This is a genomic window from Natronomonas marina, assembly GCF_024298905.1.
Lineage (GTDB): Archaea > Halobacteriota > Halobacteria > Halobacteriales > Haloarculaceae > Natronomonas > Natronomonas marina.
The window spans coordinates 2,820,356-2,837,981 of the sequence record NZ_CP101154.1; the positions used below are offsets into that span (position 1 = coordinate 2,820,356).

Here is a 17,626-nt window from a genome sequence, read left to right on the forward strand (position 1 = left end):
AGAGAGGTTAGAAGGTGAACTTCGGGTCATCGTCCACCTCGCCGACGGTGAGCGAGTCGTCCCAGACCCCTTCTTCCTCGAAATACTGGACAGCGCCGGGATGGACCGGGACGCTGGAAACGAGGTTGTTCACCGCGAACTCGGGGGCGAACAACGCGAGACCGGCGTGGAAGTCCTGGACACGCTGCTGGTTGTCGAACAGCGTCTTGACGTACTCGTAGGTGATCTCCGGCGAGGTGTGCCGTGTGCTGATGGTCTGGTAGCCGGTCGTCGCCGTCGGAATCTGGTCCATGCCGACATCGGCCTGCCAGGTGTCGCTTGCGGCGAGTTCGACGTTGGAGTAGTATGCGCCACTCAGCGCGTCGAGCTGTTCGTCCGTGAACGTCGGGATCGTGATGCTGTCGTCGCCGGTGAGCTCCTGAAGCCACCCCGGTACCGTCGCCCGCGAGACCGTGTAGGCCGGAATCACGTCGACCCGGCCCTCCCGCAGCGCCGTCGGTGTCTGTCCGAACTCCTCGCTGACCAGTTCGACGCTATCGAGGTCGATGCCCGCGACCTTCAGCGGGGCGGTCCAGGTCCCGGTCGCACCGACGGGCCCGGTTGCGATGGTCTTGCCCTCGAGGCTCTCCTGGGACATGTCCGTGATGCCCGTGTCCTCGGTGGTGGCGAAGTAGAAGTTCAGTTCCGCCCAGGGAAGGACCTGCTGGGGACGACGGTTCTCCGGAAGGGGATTGCTCCCGAAGTCGCCCTCCATGTCCTCCGCGTTGGCCGCCGACCAGATCGTGCCGTTGGTCCCCGTCGCAAGGGGCATGTCGCCACGCGCCAGCAGACGGGCGGACTCGATGTTCCCGCTTGCGGGTTCGACCCGCAACTGCAGCCGCGACCCGACGTCGTTCATGATCTGTGCGTACCCGTTCAGCGCCGTGAATCCCATCGTCCCCTCGGAAGTCGAGGAGATGGTCACGGTCATCTGATCAGTCGAGCCGTCGTCACCGTTTCCGTTCCCGTCGTCGTTTCCGTTCCCGTTTCCGTTTCCGTTCCCGTCGTCCGGGCTCCCGGGGTCCTCGCTCGAGCACCCCGCGAGCGCGGATAGCGAGGCGGCGCTGCCGGCCGCAGCGAGGGCCTTGAGCCACTGACGGCGATTCGATGAGCTAACGTCTACTCTCTGGTCTGGCCGTGCCATGTCATCGCTCAAGTCCCCACATGGTATAAATCTATCTCCGGGTGTTACGTGAGTAACGACTCGATGCTGTCGGGGAGTCGGAACGGGGAGTCCACCACACGAGCCCCGGCCGCCCGGAGCGTCTCGACCTTGTCCTCGTCGTCTCCCCGAATCGCCCCGGCGTGCCCCATCTGCTTTCCCGGCGGCGCGTTCCGCCCGACGACGGTCGCACAGACGGGCGTGTCGATTTCCGTACAGGCGGCGGCCGCGTGCCGTTCGAAGCTGCCGCCGATCTCGCCGACGTACGCGATGACCGCCGTCTCCGGGTCGTCGTCGAAGGCCCGGAAGGCATCCGCCGGCGTGGTTCCGACGTAGGGGTCGCCGCCCACGCTGAACACCGTCGACTGTCCGATCCCCTGCTGGGTCAGGGCGTTGGCGACCTCGCTCGATAGCGTTCCGCTCCGGGTCACGACACCCACGTCACCCGGCGTGTACCACCCGTTACCCGTCGCGGTGAGCGACGCGGCCGTCTTGCCAGGAGAGAGTATCCCCAGCGTGTTCGGGCCGATGAGCGTGACGTCGTGGGCGTCCGCGTACGCGGTGATCATCAGGGTGTCCCGAACGGGGACGTCTTCGGCGATTACGACGATGGTATCGATTCCCGCGTCGATAGCCTCGAGGGTCGCGCCCTTCACGAACCTCGCGGGCACGGTTACGAACGACGCGTTCGCATCCTGATGGTCGACGGCTGCGTCGACGGTCCCGTACACCGGGACGTCCGCGACGGACGCCCCGCCCCGGCCGGGAGCGACGCCGGCCACCACGTCCGTTCCGTACTCGAGGAGGTGTGGGATGAGCGTCCGGCCGGTCGCCCCGGTGGCGCCCTGTACGAGGAGCCGCGTGTCGTCGTCGACGTAGATCGCCATCAGGCCTCACCCCCGGCTACGAGTTCCCCGACCCGGTCGACGAGTTCGAAGACCTCCGCCGCTCCGGTCACGTCGCTGTTCGACACGATATCGTACGCATCCGCCTCGTTGGTGCCCGTAAACCGGGCGACGATCGGCAACTCGTAGCCAGCCTCGGCCGCCGCCACCAGTTCGCTGGCGACCTCGCTGCAGTCGACCATCGACCCGACCACGTTGATGACGACGACTGTCGCGCCGGTTCGTCCGAGGTACTCCAGAAAGGAGCGTATCTGCTCTCGGTCGAACTGTGCTCCTCGCGTGTCGACGAATCCCGCAAACGAGACCCCCGAATCGGCCAGCAGATCGAGGGTCGCCATGCCGAGCCCCGCGCCCGTCGAGACGATTCCAACGTCACCGTCGGCTTCACGGAGATACACCCCATCGGTCGCTGCCTCCGTCTCGAGTGCGGTTCGAGTCGAGTCCAGCGGACCGAACTCCTGCCGATAGTCGGCCGCTTCGTCGACGACTACCTTCGCGTCGAGCGCGGTGAGGTCCCCGGTCGCGGTTACGCCCAGGGGATTGATCTCGACGAGTCGGTAGTCGCGCTCGACGGTGAGCCGCCAGATGGCCTCCACGACGGGGTACGCCTGCTGCCAGCCGTCCGCCGGGTCGGAGAGTCGCCCCAGCGCCCGTCGCAGGTGATACGGCTGCACTCCGATCAGCGGGTCGACCGGAACGGCGGCAACCGCATCCGGCGGCAGCGTCTCGACTTCGTTGCCCCCCCGGTCGGAGACTATCAGTTCCGGCCGCTGTGCCGAACCGTCGGTGGAGACAGCGACGTACAGCTCCTGAGCGACGTCGACGCCGTCCTCGACGAGCACGCGGTCGACGCGGTGGCCGTCCAGTGTCGATCCCAGCATCGCCTCGATGGCCTCACGGAGGTCGTCACGAGTGTCCACGAACTCGATGCCGCCCATCGTGCCCCGGCCGGACACCGGTACCTGAGCCTTCACGACCGCCGGCAGGTCGACATCGGCGACATCGTCGGCCGATTCCACAACCACGCCTGCCGGGACCGAGATGCCCTCCGCTTCGAACGCCCGTTTCGCCGCGTACTCGGGAAGTTCCTCCATCAGACCCACCCCCCGGACCGAGTGTCGTTCATCGCTCCTCCAGACTCCGGTCCTCGGGCCCGTCGTACTCGACACCGCCACCGACCATCCGCCAGACCCGCTCTCGGTCCCGTTCCTCGATGGCGTGGACGATGAGACCGGGGACTCGAGCCATGATCACCAGGGGTCTCGCAAACGACGGATCGAATCCGAGATCCAGCATCAGTGCCGCCGTCACGCCGTTGATGTTCAGTTTGAGGCCCGCCCCGACCGATTCGACGAGTTCCCGTTCGACGGCCAGCGCGAGCGCGAGTGCCTCCCCGTCGAGTCCCTCCTCGCGGGCGATGTCGACGAGGACCTGTGCCCGTGGATCGCCGTCGGTGTGCTCGGGGTGGCCGAATCCAGGCACCCGATCGCCGCTCGCCTGTCGGTCGGCTATCAACCCCGCTGCGACCTCGTCCATCGGTTCGTCGTTACGGGCGTCGAGGTGGTCCTCGAAGAGGCTGGCCGCTATCTCCCCGGCACCACCGTGGTGGTCACCGATCGTCAGGACACCGGCGGCGACACAGGCCTGTATCGGTGATCCCGAGGCCGAGACGTACCGGGTTACGGCCTGGCTGGGACTGATTCCGTGGTCGGCCGTCGCCGCCAGAAGTGCGTTGAAAACGCGGGCCTCGGCGGTCGTGGGCGGGTCGCCGCGTGCGAGGAGAAACGCAGTCGAGGCGAAGTCCAACTGCTCGACGACGTCAGTGAGCTGGTACCCCCGATAGACTATCTCGTCCGGGCGGGCTTCGCTAATGGCTGTCCGCCACGCTGCCGCATCACTATCGGCCATGGAGCATCTACCGAACTCTTCCATTTATACTTACCGCCGGCGGGGCGACGTGTCGACCGTCCGTACACGTATCCGGTTCGTTTATATCTCATCGGCTCAGTGTTGGGGTATGGATTTCGAGCTGACGGAACAACAGCGGCTCGTCCGACGAACCGCGCGCGACCTCGCCGAGGAACAGTTCGCCGACGACGCGTTCACCTGGGACAACATTCCCTTGGAGAACGCGAAGACGCTGGCGGACCACGACATGCTCGCAGTCAGTCTCCCGGAGGAGTACGGCGGGGCAGGAATGTCCGCCCTCGACGCCGTACTCGCCATGGAGGGCGTCGGCTCGGTCTGCCCCCAGACGGCGAACACGATTCACGCGGCCTGTTTCGGGCCGAGTCGGGCGATCGACACATTCGGAACGGACGAACAGAAAGCGGAGTACCTGCCGCCGGTTGCCGCCGGGGAGTCGGTGATTGCGATCGCAATCAGCGAACCCGAAGCGGGCAGCCACGCGACCTCCATGACCACCTCCGCCGAGGCCGACGGCGACGAGTACGTCGTCAACGGGCGGAAGGCCTGGGTGTCGGATTCGGACATCGCCGACGCCTTCCTCACGTACGTGGTACTGCCCGACGGTCACATCGGGTCGCTTCTCGTCGACCGTGACACCCCAGGGTTCACCGTCGCCGATCCGGACGGGAACATGGCCGGAGAGCCGCAGAGCGAACTCTACTTCGACGACGCCCGCGTCCCGAAGGAGAAGGTACTCCTCAGCGGCCCCGACGCGTTCAAGAAGCAAATCACGGCCTACAACATCGAACGCATCGGTGCGATGGCGAAGGTGTGGGTGGCCGCGAAGTGGACCTTCGACGAGGCCCTCGAGTACGCCCAACAGCGCGAGCAGTTCGGGCAGCCGATCGGTGAGTTCCAGGCCGTCCAGCACCGACTCGCCGAGATGGCCATGCGGCTCAAGACCTCACGGCTCCTGATATACGAGGCGCTGGCCGACGACGAACTCCCGTCCCGGATCGACTCCTCGTTGGCGAAGGTGTACGTCTCCGAGGCCTGTCAGGAGGTCGTCGACGATGCCCTGCAGATCAAGGGCGCGGCCGGCTACGTCGGGGACACACCCGAATCCTACATCTACCGGTTCGTCCGCGGGTTCCAGATCGCCTCCGGGACCAACGACGTCCACCGGACGATGATCGCAAAGTCACTGGCCGAGTCGGGGTATCCCGAGTAACATGCCACGCGCAGTGGTCGATGCCGATATCCCCGTTCCCGTCGACATCGAACCGCTTCGGGGACGACCGTCGGCCCTCGAGGTCGAGGTAGTGCCCTCGGATACACTGGTCGACCGACCGATCGACGCGGATATTCTCATTACCTCGAACGGTAGCTGGGACGACCGCTACCTGAGTGGGCTCGGTCCCGGCGACTGGGTTCAGACCATCGGCGCCGGCTACGACCGATTCCCCATCGACCGGTTCGCCGCGGAGGGAATCATGTTGACGAATGCGCCGGGAATCCACGATCAAAGCGCCGGCGAACACGTTATGGCGCTCATGCTGTCGTTCGCCCGCCGGCTCCACGAATTCCGTGACGCCCAGCGCGACCGTCGGTGGGACCGCGTGTACGGAACCGAACTCGCCGAACGGAGGGTCACGATCCTCGGGATGGGCAACATCGGCGAGGCCATCGCCGCCCGTGCGCGCGCCTTCGACATGGACGTCCGGGCGATCAAGCGGGATGTCGACGCCTACGAGGGCAGTCTCGACGCCGAACAGCTCGCCACGCCCGACGGGCTGGACGCACTGCTTCCGTCGACCGACTACCTGGTGGTCGTGCTCCCGTTGACCGACTCGACGCGGAACCTCGTCGACGAGGCGACGTTCGCGGCGCTCCCCGACTCGGCCGTGCTGATAAATATCGCCCGAGGGGGCGTGGTCGACGAGACGGCGCTCGTCGACGCGCTGGAACGGGGCACCATCGCCGGCGCCGGACTGGACGTCTTCGAATCGGAACCGCTTCCGGCTGAATCCCCGCTGTGGACGTTCGAAAACGCAGTCCTGACCCCGCACCTCGCCGGCGTTTCGGACCGATACATGGAACGGTTCGCCGACGTCTTTCTCTCGATGTACGACAGCTGGGTCGCGGCCGACCCACTCGAACACCGGGTCGTCTGACGGCGCCGACACCCGATCAGTTTCAGTCGCCCGCGTCGCGGCGTCCAGCGAGTTCCCGGGAGACGCACACCATCGAGTGACCACACTGCCGGAGGAATGCCACGGGGTGGACGAGCGGCTCGTTCGCAAGGTGCGAACAGAGCGGTGCCGGAGTCGTTCGCACTATGCGAACACTGATTACCGTTCACCGTGTCGGTCCCGTATGGGAGACGAAAACGGGCCGGGTCGAACGGTTGCCACGCTGCGGACGGCCTTTACCATACTCGACTCGGTCGTGGCCATCGACGGCGGCACCGTTACCGAGATCGCGGACGACGCTGGCCTGGCGAAGAGCACGGTCCACGCTCACCTCCAGACGCTCCGTGAGAACGACTACGTGGTCAAGACGGGAACCCGGTACCACATCGGTCTGGGCTTCCTTGATCTGGGGTTTCACGCCCGGAATCGAACCGAGGGGTTCTCGTTGATTCGGCGGAAAGCTGAAATTCTCGCCGAAGAGACCGGTGAGCTGGTCGTTTTCATCGTCGAAGAGAACGGTCGGGGCGTGGTGCTCCTCCGGGAACGAGGGGTGAACGCGGTCGAATCCGCCGTCCGGACGGGCAACGGCGTGCCGCTGCACGCGACGGCGGCAGGGAAAGCCATCATGGCTCACTGGCCCGTCGAACGCGTCGAATCGACCCTCGAGAGGGTGGGGCTCCCCGAGCAGACGGACCGCACCATCACGAACGAAGAACGGCTCTATCAGGAGCTCGAGGAGATCCGCGAGCGGGGCTACGCGGTGAGTTCCGGCGAGCACACGGCGGGGCTCGAAACGCTCAGTGCACCGGTCGTCGGGACGGAAAACACCATCATCGGCGGGCTGAGTGTGAGCGGACCCACGAGCCGACTGCAGAACCCCGAACACCGCGAGCAACTGACCACCCAACTGCTCGGAGCGACCAACGAACTCGAGTTGAAGATCAGGTACAGCTAGAGGGTGCCGTGCGTGAATTCGGTCCTCGCGAACCACGAACGCACCGACCGGACGTCGAGACGACCAGTCACAGACGCCGATAACAACGTTTAGATTGTTACGTTATTGTCGATTGGTCCGTGGACGGAGTCCGGCCGTCCCGCGAGACCGATCCGATCATTCGGTAACTACGAATGGCGATCCGTTCGCGGTCCGACGATGCCGACGAGTGGACGGCAGGGGTGGAACCGACCGCGGCTCAGACCTGGGAAGCCACTAACAGACTTAACTCTGTTACGGTACACCGGGCGGTGAGGCCAAAATATAAGATCTTTTATCCAATATATGACAGATATAGTTTACTATTACCTGCAAAAATAACACGGTTGGCGTTTAGAGAATTTCTCTGTCCTGTTCGTAGCCGCATAGAAAGACGTATTCGAGTCATATTTGACCGTTTTCAGGCGACGTTTTATCGATCGATTCTCTTATGCGTGTTTTGAACCCATACCGATATAAAGTACGATTTCTTTTATAATTTTTCATATGTAATTCATAAAAGTATGTTTATTATTATTATTATGACAGGAGTCCGACCGCTGCTTTCCCTCCCCCTTCACGGTGAGTCGTAGACGGCCGCGGCGAACCACCGGTAGGGCAGGTCGGCCGACGTCCACCAGGCTCCTTTGTGGGGGCGTCAGCGTCGCCGCCCGACTGCCCGACAGGACAACGGTCGAAATCATCCACCGACGATGGCGGTGGCGGCGTCCACATCGAACGGGGCGCGGAGTTCGAAACCACGCTGTGGACATCGCCGAGGCGGCCTCGTCTGCGTTTTCGGGACCCGAACGACTGCGGTCCGCTCCCACTGCTTTCGACTGCCGCGTCCCAGGGCATGGTTTTACCTGCCGGTCCGCGTATGGCCGGTGTGTCTACCAGTTCCGGGGCCAGTGAGGGCGAGGTCGGCCTGCTCGACGCGGTCGCCATCGAGGTCGGCCTCATCGTCGGCGGCGCGCTGTTCGCGCTGGTCGGCGTCGGCGTCGGGGTGGCCGGCGCGGGCGTCGTCGTCTCCTTTGCCATCGCCATCACTATCGCCGTCCTGGGATTGGTCCCGACCGCGATGCTCGGCGCGACCTTCCCGACGACGTGCGGGCACTACCGGTATCCGGCGCGGTTCGTCTCGCCGACGCTCGCCTTCGCGGCCGCCTGGGGCCTCGGCGTGAGCATGTTCCTCGGCGGCCTCCCGCTGTACGCGCTGACGGCCGGCGAGTACCTGACCGGTCTCCTGGCCGTGTCGCCGACCGTGACCGGTCTCGCGCTCCTGACGCTTTTCTTCCTGGTGAACCTCGTGGGCCTCCGGCCGGCCGCCCGCGCCCAACTGCTGATGTTCGTCGGCCTCGTCGTCGCGCTGGGGGCGTTCGTCGTCGCCGGCGTCCCGCGCGTCGAGGCGGCGAACCTCGGCCCGCTGTTCGGCAGCGGGTTGGGCGGCATCCTCGTCGGGGCCGGCATCCTCTACTTCACCTGCCTGGGCGCGAACTTCGTCATCGACATCGGCGGCGAGTTGCGGGACGCCACCGTCACCATCCCGCAGTCGTTCCTCGTCAGCATCCCCCTCGTCTTCCTGCTGTACGTGCTCGTGGCCGCCGTCGCCGTCGGCACGCTCGGCGTCGACGCGATGGCGGGCGAAACACTCCTCGTGGCCGCCGAGCGAATCCTCTCGCCGGCCTTCCGGACGGTGTTCGTCGTCTGTGGGGCGCTGTTCGCCGTTGCGACCAGCCTCAACGCGACGTTCATCCTCATTCCGCGGTACGCCCAGGTGCTGGCCGAGGCGGGCGTCTTCCCCGCGGCGGCCGGCCGGACGAACGACCGGTTCGGCACCGCCCACTGGACGCTGCTGGCCACGTTCCTGCTCAGCGGGGTCATCCTCCTGGCGCCGCTGCCGTTCGCCGACCTCGGGACGATGCTGGCGTTCGGCGGCGCCCTGGTCGTGACCGCAGTGATGCTCGCCGCCATCGACGTCGTCCGCGACCCACCGACCGACTTCGACCCCGAGGCCTTCCCGGTCCCGACGCGGGTCGTCGGCGCGATGGCCGTCCTCGCCGTCCCGCTGAACCTCCTTTTGATCGGGCTACTCGCCGTCGATTCGCCGCGGCTGTTCGCGGCCTGGCTCGGACTGCTCGCGGTCGGACTCGCCTACCGGGCCGTCCGAATGAACTATGGGGCCGTGCCGGGCACCTCCGCGTGACCATGGAGCCACAACGGACCGGCGTCGTCGGCGCGGGACTGATGGGCCGCGACATCGCCGGACTGCTGGCCAACGGCGGCTACCCCGTGACGCTCGTCGACGTCGACCCCGACGCCCTCGAGGCGGCACGCCAGTACCACGAGACCGACCTCGTCGAGAACCTCCGGGCGGGCGAAATCGAGGTGTCGGGTACTCCGGCCGACCGCATCGCCTACGGGACCGACCTCTCGGCGCTGGCCGACGCCGAGTTCGTCGTCGAGGCCGTCCCCGAGGACCTGGACCTGAAGCGCTCGCTGGTCGCCGACCTCGAGGACGTCCTCGCACCGACGGCGGTCGTCGGAACGAACACCTCCTCGCTGACGCCGGGCGACGTCGGCGCCGAGATGGCCCACCCCGAGCGCGTCGTGCTGTTTCACTTCGCCAACCCGGCGCTAGAGCGCGACCTCGTCGAGATCTCGGGCGACGACGCCGACGAGGCGGCCCTGGAGACGGCCCACGAGGTGGCCGGGGCGATAGACCGCGAGCCGGTCCGGCTCCACCGGGAGTACCGCGCGAACTGCCTCTCGCGGCTCTCGGCGAGCATCAAGTGCGCCGCGACGTGGGAACTGCTGGCGGCCGAGGCGGCGGCCATCGACGCCGGCGCGCGCAACGTCGGCTTCGACCGCGGGCCCCTGGAACTCGTCGACCTCATCGGCCTCGACGTCCACCTGGCGACCGTCGACAACCTCGCGGACGCCTACGGCAATCGGTACGCACCGCCGCCGTCCGTCCGCGAGCGGATGGAGCGGATGGTGGAGGCCGGTCGCCTCGGCAAGAAGAGCGGCGAGGGGTTCTTCCAGTGGGACGGCGACGAGTGCCGGCGACCAACTCCCGAGGAGCCCCACGACGCGACGCCGGTCATAGCCGCCCTAGTCAACGAGGCCCACCGGCTCGTCGCGGACGGCGTCGGCGACGAGGCGACCGTCAACGACGTCCTCAAGCGGGGCGCCGACAGCGACGTCGGCCCCTTCGACCTCGCGGAGATGTTCGGCCGTGAGTCGCTCCGGGCGACGCTGGAGGCGCGCCACGCCGAGACGGGGGCGAGCGTCTACGAGCCGGTACTGTAGTCGGGGGCTCGAGTCGGTCAGTTGACTTCCCGGAGCCCGAGACTGTACTCGAGTGCACGGTCGACCTCCGAAAGCAGTTCGTCGGGAATCGACCCGATTCGATCGCCGATCCGGTGTTCTATCGAGACGGTCCGGAGCTGGCTACAGAGGGCGACGGAGTCCTCCGAGAGGGCGCACTCCTCGGCGGACACGAGGACCTCGAACGGGTACAGCCGGTCCCCGAACGACGTGGTGAACGGAACGACGATGGTGGTGGGCGCGTTCTCGTTTCCGACGTCGTTCTGGACGACGAGACAGGGTCTGGTACCACGCTGTTCCGACCCGCGGGTCGGGTCCAGTTCGACGACGACGATGTCGCCGCGGCGGACCGTCGCTACCATTCCGGCGCGTCACCGAGTTCCTCGTCGGCCTCACTGGAGACGCTCGCCAGTTCGCGGTCGAGCCGTCCGTCCCGTTCCGCCCGCTGCCGGTAGCCCTCGGCGAGGTCCGACCGGGTGATCGGCTTCTCGACGACGATACGCCCGTCGGACTCCCGCACGACGACCTCGTCACCGCCCCGGATGTCGAACCGATCCCGGAGTTCCTTCGGAAGCGTGACCTGCCCCCGTTCGCCGACCGTCCGCGTGTCGTCGTTCGCCATACGTGTTCATATCGTATTCATATTGAAAACGTTTCGGGCGATCCGGCGACAGCGTCCACCAGCCGTCACACCAGCACCGGCGGGACTGCGTAGGGGTCGACCTGGACGTCCAGGAGCGTCGGCGCCTCGCGGTCGAGGGCGGCCGCCAGTTCGGACTCCAGCGTCTCGACGGATTCGACCGTCTCGCCGTGACAGCCGAGACCCTCCGCGACCGTCGCGTAATCGACGCTCGGGTCGAAATCGGTCGACAGCTGGAAGTTGTCGGTGCCGATCTGACTCGCCGTCGAGGATCCCAGTCCGTCGTTGTTCAGCACGACGACGGTGACGGGGAAGCCCTCGCGGGCAGCGGTTTCGAGGTCGGCGATGTGGTAGCCGATGCCGCCGTCCCCGGAGAGGGCGACGACCGGCGTGTCGGGGCGGGCGGCCTGAACGCCCAGCGCCTGCGGGAGACAGACGTTGATGCCGTCGCTACCGCGGGCCTGCAGGTAGCCCAGTCCCGGCTGCTCCACCTCGTAGAACGCGCCGGTGAAGAAGCCCGAGTAACTGGTCGCACTCACGAGGATCCCGTCGGCGGGGATGCGGTCGTTCAGTTCGTCGACGACCCGGGCGGGGGCGATGGGCGCGTCGTCGCTGTGGAGGTCCTCGGCGTGGGACTCGCGCCACGCCGCCCGCTCGTCGGCGAGCGTCTCGATTCGCTCGCGGCGGTCGGCGAAGTCGTCGGCATCGACGGCCTCAAGGAGTGCCTCGACGGTCGCCCGGAGATCGGCCTGGATGGCGACGTCGGGGTCGTAGTTCCGGCCGAGCCACGCCCGGTCGAGGTCGACGTGGACGACGTCGGCGTCGTCGTCGACGAGCGACCAGCCGACCGTCGTGAGGTCGCTGAAGCGCGTCCCGAGACCGACGACGAGGTCGGCGGCCTCCAGCGCGTCGTTGGCCACCTCACAGAAGCCCCACCGACCGGCGACGCCGAGTGCGAACGGCTCGGTTTCGGGGACCGCGCCCTTGCCGTTGATCGAGGTGACGACGGGCGTGTCCGTCCGGTCGGCGAACTCGGTCAGGGCCTCGGCGGCGCCGGCACGGACCACCCCCTCGCCGGCGAGGACGACCGGCCGCTCGGCGGCGTCCAGTCGGTCGACGACGGCCGCGAGGCGGTCGGCGCTCGGTTCGGGCCGGTCGCGCGGATACGACAGCGAGACGGCGGCGGGCGGGTCGCCGGTCGGTTCGTCGTCGAAGACGTCGCCGGGGAGGTTGACGTGGGCGGGTTTCGGCACGCCGGTCGTCATCCGCCGAACCGCCGCCCGGACGGCCTCGACGGCGCGGTCGGCGGATTCGGCGTCGAACGTGGCCTCGGCGTGGGGCGCCAGTATCGCCTCGTTGTCGGCGTCCTGGATGACCTCCCGGCCCCGAATCCCGCGCTCGTTGTCGCCGGTGAGCGCCAAGACGGGGCTGGAGGCGCCGGCGGCCTCACAGAGGCCGGCCCCGATGTAGGCGGCACCGGGGCCGCCGACGCCGTCGACGACACCGACCGTCCGGTTGGCCCGCGCGTAGCCGTCGGCCATCAGCGCCGCGCTCGCCTCGCTCCGGGCCAGGACGTGCCGGAGCGACGAGTCGGCCAGACTCGAGTAGTAGGGGTCCATCTGCTCGCAGGGAAATCCGAACACCGTGTCGATACCGCCGTTCTCGAACAGCGCGACGATCAGGTCGGTCGGCTCTGTCATGGTTCTCTCGGCCCGAACGACCGGCGACGGCATAAACGGTGCTATCGAACGGTGTCTCGATCACTGTCGATGTACTACAACCATTTCACAATATAATACGCTTTTGAGTATAACTGATAGCAGTTGTGAAACCTCTCAGATAGAGAGCGACGGGACGCGATGGTGGTTCGTGGACGCTCGTCTCTCACGGTCGACGATAACAGAATTATAGCTGTTATGGGACGGCACGCCCTCCGGCGGTGACAGGGTAGGCGAGGGCCACGACGGGGGTCGGGGGTCCGTACCGACCCCACCCGCCCGGTCGAGTCCGTCCGTTCCGGGCACCGTTCGTGCCGCAGGCGAACAGCCACGTTCCTCGGGCCGGTCCACCGACCGCCGTGGGCCGACGGAACCCACACGGCGCCCCCGACGTACTCGCCGCGACGCTACCCCGAGTAACGCGGCTCCGGAGCGAAAGATTATCTAGGGTGGTACCCGTTAGCCGATCCATGGGCGAAGTGTCGAACGAAGCGAGACGAGGACGCCGGAGCAAGGTAGCACGACTCATCGACGAGTACGACCTGAACGGGATCGGCGCCGAGATGGAACGGCGCTGGACCGCCGAGGAGGACCGCTGGAGCCTCCGGGAACTGGCGGCGCACTTCAATCAGTCGGTACTGGAGGCCGCCCTGGAGACCGAGGGGGCCCAGCTGCTCGACGGAGAGGTCGAGAACACCTACCGCTTGCTGACCGACGAGGACGTCGGGAGCGCCGACCGGACGCGGGCCCGCCGACGACTCGAACGGGAAGGCGTCGACATCGACGCGGTACTGGACGACTTCGTCACCTACCAGGCGATCAGAACCTACCTGAAGAAACACCGGGACGCGGAGTACGAGGCCGACGAGACGGACCCGCTGGAACGGGAGATATCGAACATCCAGCAGTTGCGCGGCCGGGTCGACTCCGTCACCGAGGGAAAGCTCGAACAGTTCCGCGACGGTGGACACCTCACGCTCGGCGAGTTCCGAACGTTCGTCGACGTTCGAGTCGTCTGTGAGGATTGTAACACCCAGTACGACGTCGTCGAGTTGCTCGAAGCCGGCGGCTGCGAATGTGCGGAGTAGCCTGCTTCGGCGAAACCGTTCGATTCCACGCCACCGTTCTCACGAAACCGTTCGGTTTTTCGCTGTCGTTCTAGCGAAACCGTTCGATTCCATCACATTTAACAACTCCCACTCCGTGGGGCCGTTCATATGAGTACACAAAAAGAAAAACCCGCTTCGCTGAACGCAGAGAACATCGGCGGCATCGACGAGACATCAGTCCAGTTCACGCCGGGAGTGACCATCCTCACGGGCGAGAACGCGACGAACCGTACGTCCCTCCTGCAAACCATCATGGCGGCGCTGGGGAGCGACGAGGTGACGATGAAGGGCGACGCCGAGGAGGCCTCCGTCGAACTCGAGATCGGGGGCGAGACGTACACGCGCGAGCTCACCCGGCAGGGATCGACGATCCGGACCGGGGGCGACCCCTACCTCGACGACCCGACGCTTGCGGACCTCTTTGCGTTCCTCCTCGAGTCCAACGAGGCGCGCCGGACGGTCGCCGCCGACGGGGACCTCCGCGACCTCATCATGCGCCCGATCGACACCGACGAGATCCAACGCGATATCGACCGGCTCGTCGAGCGACGACGCGAACTCGAAGAGGAACTCGAGGAGCTGGACTCGCTGAAGGATCGACTGCCGTCTCTCGAAGAACGCCGGACCAGCCTCCAAGAGGAGATCGAAGAGACCGAGGCGGAACTCGCCGCAAAGGAGGAGGAACTCGAGAACCGCGACACCGACGTCGAGGAGACGCGCGCGGAGAAGGCCGAACTCGAGGAGCGATTCGAGGAACTCCGCTCGAAGCGATCCGACCTCGAGGACGTCCGCTACGACCTCGAGACCGAACGTGAGACGCTCGAGTCGGCCCGCGCGGAGACGCGCGAACTCCAGTCGGAGCTCGACGATCTCCCGGACGCGCCGGTCGGCGAGATCGACGAGCTGGAATCGCGGATCGACGACCTCAGAGAGCAGAAACGACAGCTCGAATCGGAGGTCAACGAGGTTCAAAGCGTCGTCAGGTTCAACCAGGAGATGCTCGACGACGGCGACGAGGACGTCCTCGACGCCCTAGAGGAGTCCGCCGACGACGTGACCGAGGAGCTGCTGCCCGACGGGAACGTGACCTGCTGGACCTGCGGCAGCGAGGTCCCCGAAGACCAGATCGAGGCGACCGTCGACCGGCTCCAGGAACTCAGCCAGTCGAAGCTCGGCGAAGTCGACGACATCGAGACCCGGATGGACGAACTCACGGAGGAGGCCCGGGAACTCCGGGAGAAACAGCGCCGCCGCGAGGACCTCCAGCGCCGCCTCGAGGAGGCCGAATCCGAGGTCGAGCGCGCCGAGGACTCCATCGAGCGGCTCACCGACCGCCGCGAGGAGCTCCGGGACGAGGTCGAGGACCTGGAGGCGGAGATCGAGCGGATGGAGGACGAGACCTACGAGGAGGTCCTCGACCTGCACAAGGAGGCCAACCAGATCGAGTACGACCTCGGGCGCCTGGAGGGCGACCTCGAGGACGTCGAGTCCGAGATCACCGAAATCGAGGACCGGCTCGACGAGGAGGACCGGCTGAAGGACCGCCGCGAGGAACTCGACGAGGAGATCGAGGAGCTCCGGACGAAGATCGGCCGGATCGAGCGACAGGCCGTCGAGGAGTTCAACGAGCACATGGAGACGGTGCTGGAGCTGCTGGAGTACCACAACCTCGAGCGGATCTGGCTGGAGCGGGTCGAAAAGGAGGTCCGGGAGGGCCGCCGCAAGGTGACCAAGAGCGTCTTCGAACTCCACATCATCCGCCAGACCGACGGCGGAGCGACCTACGAGGACACCGTCGACCACCTCAGCGAGAGCGAACGCGAGGTCACGGGGCTCGTGTTCGCCCTCGCGGGCTATCTCACACACGAGGTGTACGACGAAGTGCCGTTCCTGCTCTTGGACTCGCTGGAGGCCATCGACGCCGACCGGATCGCGACGCTGGTCGAGTACCTTGAGGGGTACAACGACCACCTCGTCGTGGCGCTCCTCTCGGAGGACGCTGCCGGGCTCTCGGAGGAGTACCAGTACGTCGGCGACATCTAGCCCGCTGCCGACCTGCCGACTTCGGTCCGACGGGGTATCCCGTCGTGATACCGGACTCGCTGCGGTCGATCCGGGGGCGCCCCGTCTCGGCGTCGCCGGCCGACAGCACCGCGTTCCGTGATTCCGAACGACGAACGTGAGCGTTCGGATCGCTCCGCCGACGAGTACCGCACTCGGCAGGCGGGGAGTACACCTCGGTGGTTCCCGACGGAGACGTGCAGTGTTCGGGATCGACGACCGGTGACGCCTCCCGGACGTGATCGTTCTGCGCGTGGGCCCCCTGTTCCCGGCGTTCCCCAGACGTGAACGGATGGGTCGAACGCCGGATCGCCGTTAAACCGCGGGTGTCCGCCGTGTTTCGCTCGCTCGGATCGACGCTGCCGTCCAGACAGCGTTCGGTGACGGTGAACGAGGTGTTCGCTCCGCCGGTCGTCCCCAGCGGTTGGTTCTCACCCGGTCGACTCGCCCGAGACGAACTGATTAGTAGTTCGAACGTGAGGTCGGAGTATGGACGGCGTACACCGAATCGAAGTTCCCACCCCGTTCGACATCGGGACCGTGAACTGCTACGCCTTCGAATCCGGCGCGCTCACGGTAATCGATCCAGGGCCGGACACCGACGAGGCCTACGAGGCGCTCGCCGACGGACTCGCCCGGATCGGCGCCGGCGTCGAGGACGTCGAACGGATCCTCGTCACACACCCCCACATGGATCACTTCGGGATCGCCGGGCGGGTCCGGGACGAATCCGGAGCGTCCGTGATCGCTCACGAACACGCCGCGGCGATCATGCGCGACATGGAGGCGCACTTCGTCCGGGAGCAGTCCTTCTTCGAACCGTTTCTGATCTCGATGGGCGTCCCCGAATCGACGGCCGTCGCCGTGACCGAGGTCCCGGAACCGTATCTGCCGTTCCAGCGACCCATCGACATCGACCGGACCGTCGGCGGCGGCGACATCGTCGAGGGAGCGCCGACGTTCACCTGCGTTCACACCCCGGGGCACGCGCCGGGCTCTCTCTGTTATCACGTCCCCGAGACGCGAACCACGTTCACCGGCGACCACGTCATGAGCGACATCACGCCGAACCCGGTCCTGACGGTCCGGATCGGCGGCGAGGGTCGAACCCGTAGCCTCCCGGCGTACATGTCCTCCCTCGAGCGCCTGCTGTCGGTCGACGCCGAACGGGGCTACGGCGGCCACCGCGAGCCGATTCCCGACCTCCACGCCCGCGTCCGCGAAACGCTCGACCACCACCGCGAGCGGAAGGAAGACGTCGCCGAGCTGCTCGAAGAGTCCGGGCCGGCGACCGCCTACGATCTCATGCGGGAGATGTTCTCCGGGCTCCCGACGACCGAGGTGTTCCTCGGGATGTCGGAGGTGATCGGCCACCTCGACCTGCTCGAAGACGACGGGCGCGTCGAGATAACCGACGAGGGGGACAGGTCGTACTACGCCTACACCGGGGCGACGTAACCGGGGGTCCCGGCCCCTTCGTTCGGCTCGTGGTCGGTTTCGACGCCCCGGCAACACCGCCGTTCGATCCGTCAACGTCGAAAACGTGGCGTTCGATAGCGACGAACGCCTCGAACTACCGCATCCGTTCG

The 17,626-nt window shown here is 66.5% G+C and carries 15 protein-coding genes; 8 read left to right on the forward strand and 7 right to left on the reverse strand.

Features of this window, described 5'->3' with window-relative positions; translation table 11 throughout:
• Positions 1–7: 7 nt before the first annotated feature.
• From NLF94_RS14995 to NLF94_RS15010, 4 genes are read right to left on the reverse strand one after another with little or no spacing between them, the layout of a single operon-like run.
• Positions 8–1,183, reverse strand: a complete 1,176-nt coding sequence (locus NLF94_RS14995) for a TAXI family TRAP transporter solute-binding subunit (RefSeq protein WP_254838437.1) — start codon at positions 1,181–1,183, stop codon at positions 8–10.
• Positions 1,184–1,227: 44 nt separating this feature from the next.
• A complete protein-coding gene (locus NLF94_RS15000; protein ID WP_254838438.1) occupies positions 1,228–2,088 on the reverse strand; it encodes a succinate--CoA ligase subunit alpha in 861 nt (286 codons plus the stop codon).
• Positions 2,088–3,200, reverse strand: a complete 1,113-nt coding sequence (locus NLF94_RS15005; protein WP_254838439.1) for an ATP-grasp domain-containing protein — start codon at positions 3,198–3,200, stop codon at positions 2,088–2,090. Before NLF94_RS15005 ends, NLF94_RS15000 begins: the two co-directional genes overlap by 1 nt.
• A gap of 28 nt (positions 3,201–3,228) precedes the next feature.
• Positions 3,229–4,014, reverse strand: a complete 786-nt coding sequence (locus NLF94_RS15010) for a citryl-CoA lyase (protein WP_254838440.1) — start codon at positions 4,012–4,014, stop codon at positions 3,229–3,231.
• 109 nt (positions 4,015–4,123) lie between these two features.
• Between NLF94_RS15010 and NLF94_RS15015 the strand changes: the two genes are divergently transcribed.
• The 5 genes from NLF94_RS15015 to NLF94_RS15035 all read left to right on the forward strand — a co-directional run bounded on the left by NLF94_RS15015 (position 4,124) and on the right by NLF94_RS15035 (position 10,491).
• Entirely contained in the window at positions 4,124–5,245 is a 1,122-nt protein-coding gene (locus tag NLF94_RS15015) for an acyl-CoA dehydrogenase family protein (RefSeq protein ID WP_254838441.1), read from the forward strand.
• A 1-nt stretch (position 5,246) separates the two neighbouring features.
• Positions 5,247–6,188 (forward strand): D-2-hydroxyacid dehydrogenase, encoded by a 942-nt coding sequence (locus NLF94_RS15020; RefSeq protein WP_254838442.1) that lies wholly within the window; start codon positions 5,247–5,249, stop codon positions 6,186–6,188.
• Positions 6,189–6,390: 202 nt separating this feature from the next.
• Entirely contained in the window at positions 6,391–7,161 is a 771-nt protein-coding gene (locus NLF94_RS15025; RefSeq protein ID WP_254838443.1) for an IclR family transcriptional regulator, read from the forward strand.
• A 907-nt stretch (positions 7,162–8,068) separates the two neighbouring features.
• The gene (locus tag NLF94_RS15030; protein WP_254838444.1) at positions 8,069–9,385 is read left to right on the forward strand and encodes an APC family permease; all 1,317 of its coding nucleotides are present in this window, start codon (positions 8,069–8,071) and stop codon (positions 9,383–9,385) included.
• Positions 9,386–9,387: 2 nt separating this feature from the next.
• Entirely contained in the window at positions 9,388–10,491 is a 1,104-nt protein-coding gene (locus tag NLF94_RS15035) for a 3-hydroxyacyl-CoA dehydrogenase (RefSeq protein ID WP_254838445.1), read from the forward strand.
• Between the two features lie 17 nt (positions 10,492–10,508).
• On the opposite strand, the gene NLF94_RS15040 is transcribed toward NLF94_RS15035, so the two are convergent.
• The 3 genes from NLF94_RS15040 to NLF94_RS15050 all read right to left on the reverse strand — a co-directional run bounded on the left by NLF94_RS15040 (position 10,509) and on the right by NLF94_RS15050 (position 12,849).
• Positions 10,509–10,871 (reverse strand): type II toxin-antitoxin system PemK/MazF family toxin, encoded by a 363-nt coding sequence (locus NLF94_RS15040; protein WP_254838446.1) that lies wholly within the window; start codon positions 10,869–10,871, stop codon positions 10,509–10,511.
• On the reverse strand, positions 10,865–11,131 hold the full coding sequence (locus NLF94_RS15045; RefSeq protein ID WP_254838447.1) for an AbrB/MazE/SpoVT family DNA-binding domain-containing protein: 267 nt from the start codon (positions 11,129–11,131) through the stop codon (positions 10,865–10,867). Before NLF94_RS15045 ends, NLF94_RS15040 begins: the two co-directional genes overlap by 7 nt.
• 65 nt (positions 11,132–11,196) lie before the next feature.
• Positions 11,197–12,849: a thiamine pyrophosphate-binding protein gene (locus NLF94_RS15050; protein WP_254838448.1), complete on the reverse strand. Its 1,653-nt coding sequence runs from the start codon at positions 12,847–12,849 to the stop codon at positions 11,197–11,199.
• A gap of 488 nt (positions 12,850–13,337) precedes the next feature.
• On the opposite strand from NLF94_RS15050, the gene rdfA reads away from it, so the two are divergent.
• The 3 genes from rdfA (at position 13,338) to NLF94_RS15065 (ending at position 17,495) form a co-directional block, all read left to right on the forward strand.
• Complete coding sequence (rdfA, locus tag NLF94_RS15055; RefSeq protein ID WP_254838449.1) at positions 13,338–13,955, forward strand: rod-determining factor RdfA; 618 nt, start codon at positions 13,338–13,340, stop codon at positions 13,953–13,955.
• A gap of 129 nt (positions 13,956–14,084) precedes the next feature.
• Entirely contained in the window at positions 14,085–16,019 is a 1,935-nt protein-coding gene (locus NLF94_RS15060; protein ID WP_254838450.1) for an archaea-specific SMC-related protein, read from the forward strand.
• Between the two features lie 507 nt (positions 16,020–16,526).
• Positions 16,527–17,495 (forward strand): MBL fold metallo-hydrolase, encoded by a 969-nt coding sequence (locus NLF94_RS15065; RefSeq protein WP_254838451.1) that lies wholly within the window; start codon positions 16,527–16,529, stop codon positions 17,493–17,495.
• The last annotated feature ends 131 nt before the right edge of the window (positions 17,496–17,626 follow it).

Coding starts and splice junctions, on each gene's coding strand:
- NLF94_RS15050 (WP_254838448.1), bottom strand. CDS start 12,849: ATGACAGAGCCGACCGACCTGATCGTCGCGCTGTTCGAGAACGGCGGT.
- NLF94_RS15000 (WP_254838438.1), bottom strand. CDS start 2,088: ATGGCGATCTACGTCGACGACGACACGCGGCTCCTCGTACAGGGCGCC.
- NLF94_RS15010 (WP_254838440.1), bottom strand. CDS start 4,014: ATGGCCGATAGTGATGCGGCAGCGTGGCGGACAGCCATTAGCGAAGCC.
- NLF94_RS15065 (WP_254838451.1), top strand. CDS start 16,527: ATGGACGGCGTACACCGAATCGAAGTTCCCACCCCGTTCGACATCGGG.
- NLF94_RS15005 (WP_254838439.1), bottom strand. CDS start 3,200: ATGGAGGAACTTCCCGAGTACGCGGCGAAACGGGCGTTCGAAGCGGAG.
- NLF94_RS15025 (WP_254838443.1), top strand. CDS start 6,391: ATGGGAGACGAAAACGGGCCGGGTCGAACGGTTGCCACGCTGCGGACG.
- rdfA (WP_254838449.1), top strand. CDS start 13,338: ATGGGCGAAGTGTCGAACGAAGCGAGACGAGGACGCCGGAGCAAGGTA.
- NLF94_RS15035 (WP_254838445.1), top strand. CDS start 9,388: ATGGAGCCACAACGGACCGGCGTCGTCGGCGCGGGACTGATGGGCCGC.
- NLF94_RS15040 (WP_254838446.1), bottom strand. CDS start 10,871: ATGGTAGCGACGGTCCGCCGCGGCGACATCGTCGTCGTCGAACTGGAC.
- NLF94_RS15015 (WP_254838441.1), top strand. CDS start 4,124: ATGGATTTCGAGCTGACGGAACAACAGCGGCTCGTCCGACGAACCGCG.
- NLF94_RS15060 (WP_254838450.1), top strand. CDS start 14,085: ATGAGTACACAAAAAGAAAAACCCGCTTCGCTGAACGCAGAGAACATC.
- NLF94_RS15020 (WP_254838442.1), top strand. CDS start 5,247: ATGCCACGCGCAGTGGTCGATGCCGATATCCCCGTTCCCGTCGACATC.
- NLF94_RS14995 (WP_254838437.1), bottom strand. CDS start 1,183: ATGGCACGGCCAGACCAGAGAGTAGACGTTAGCTCATCGAATCGCCGT.
- NLF94_RS15045 (WP_254838447.1), bottom strand. CDS start 11,131: ATGGCGAACGACGACACGCGGACGGTCGGCGAACGGGGGCAGGTCACG.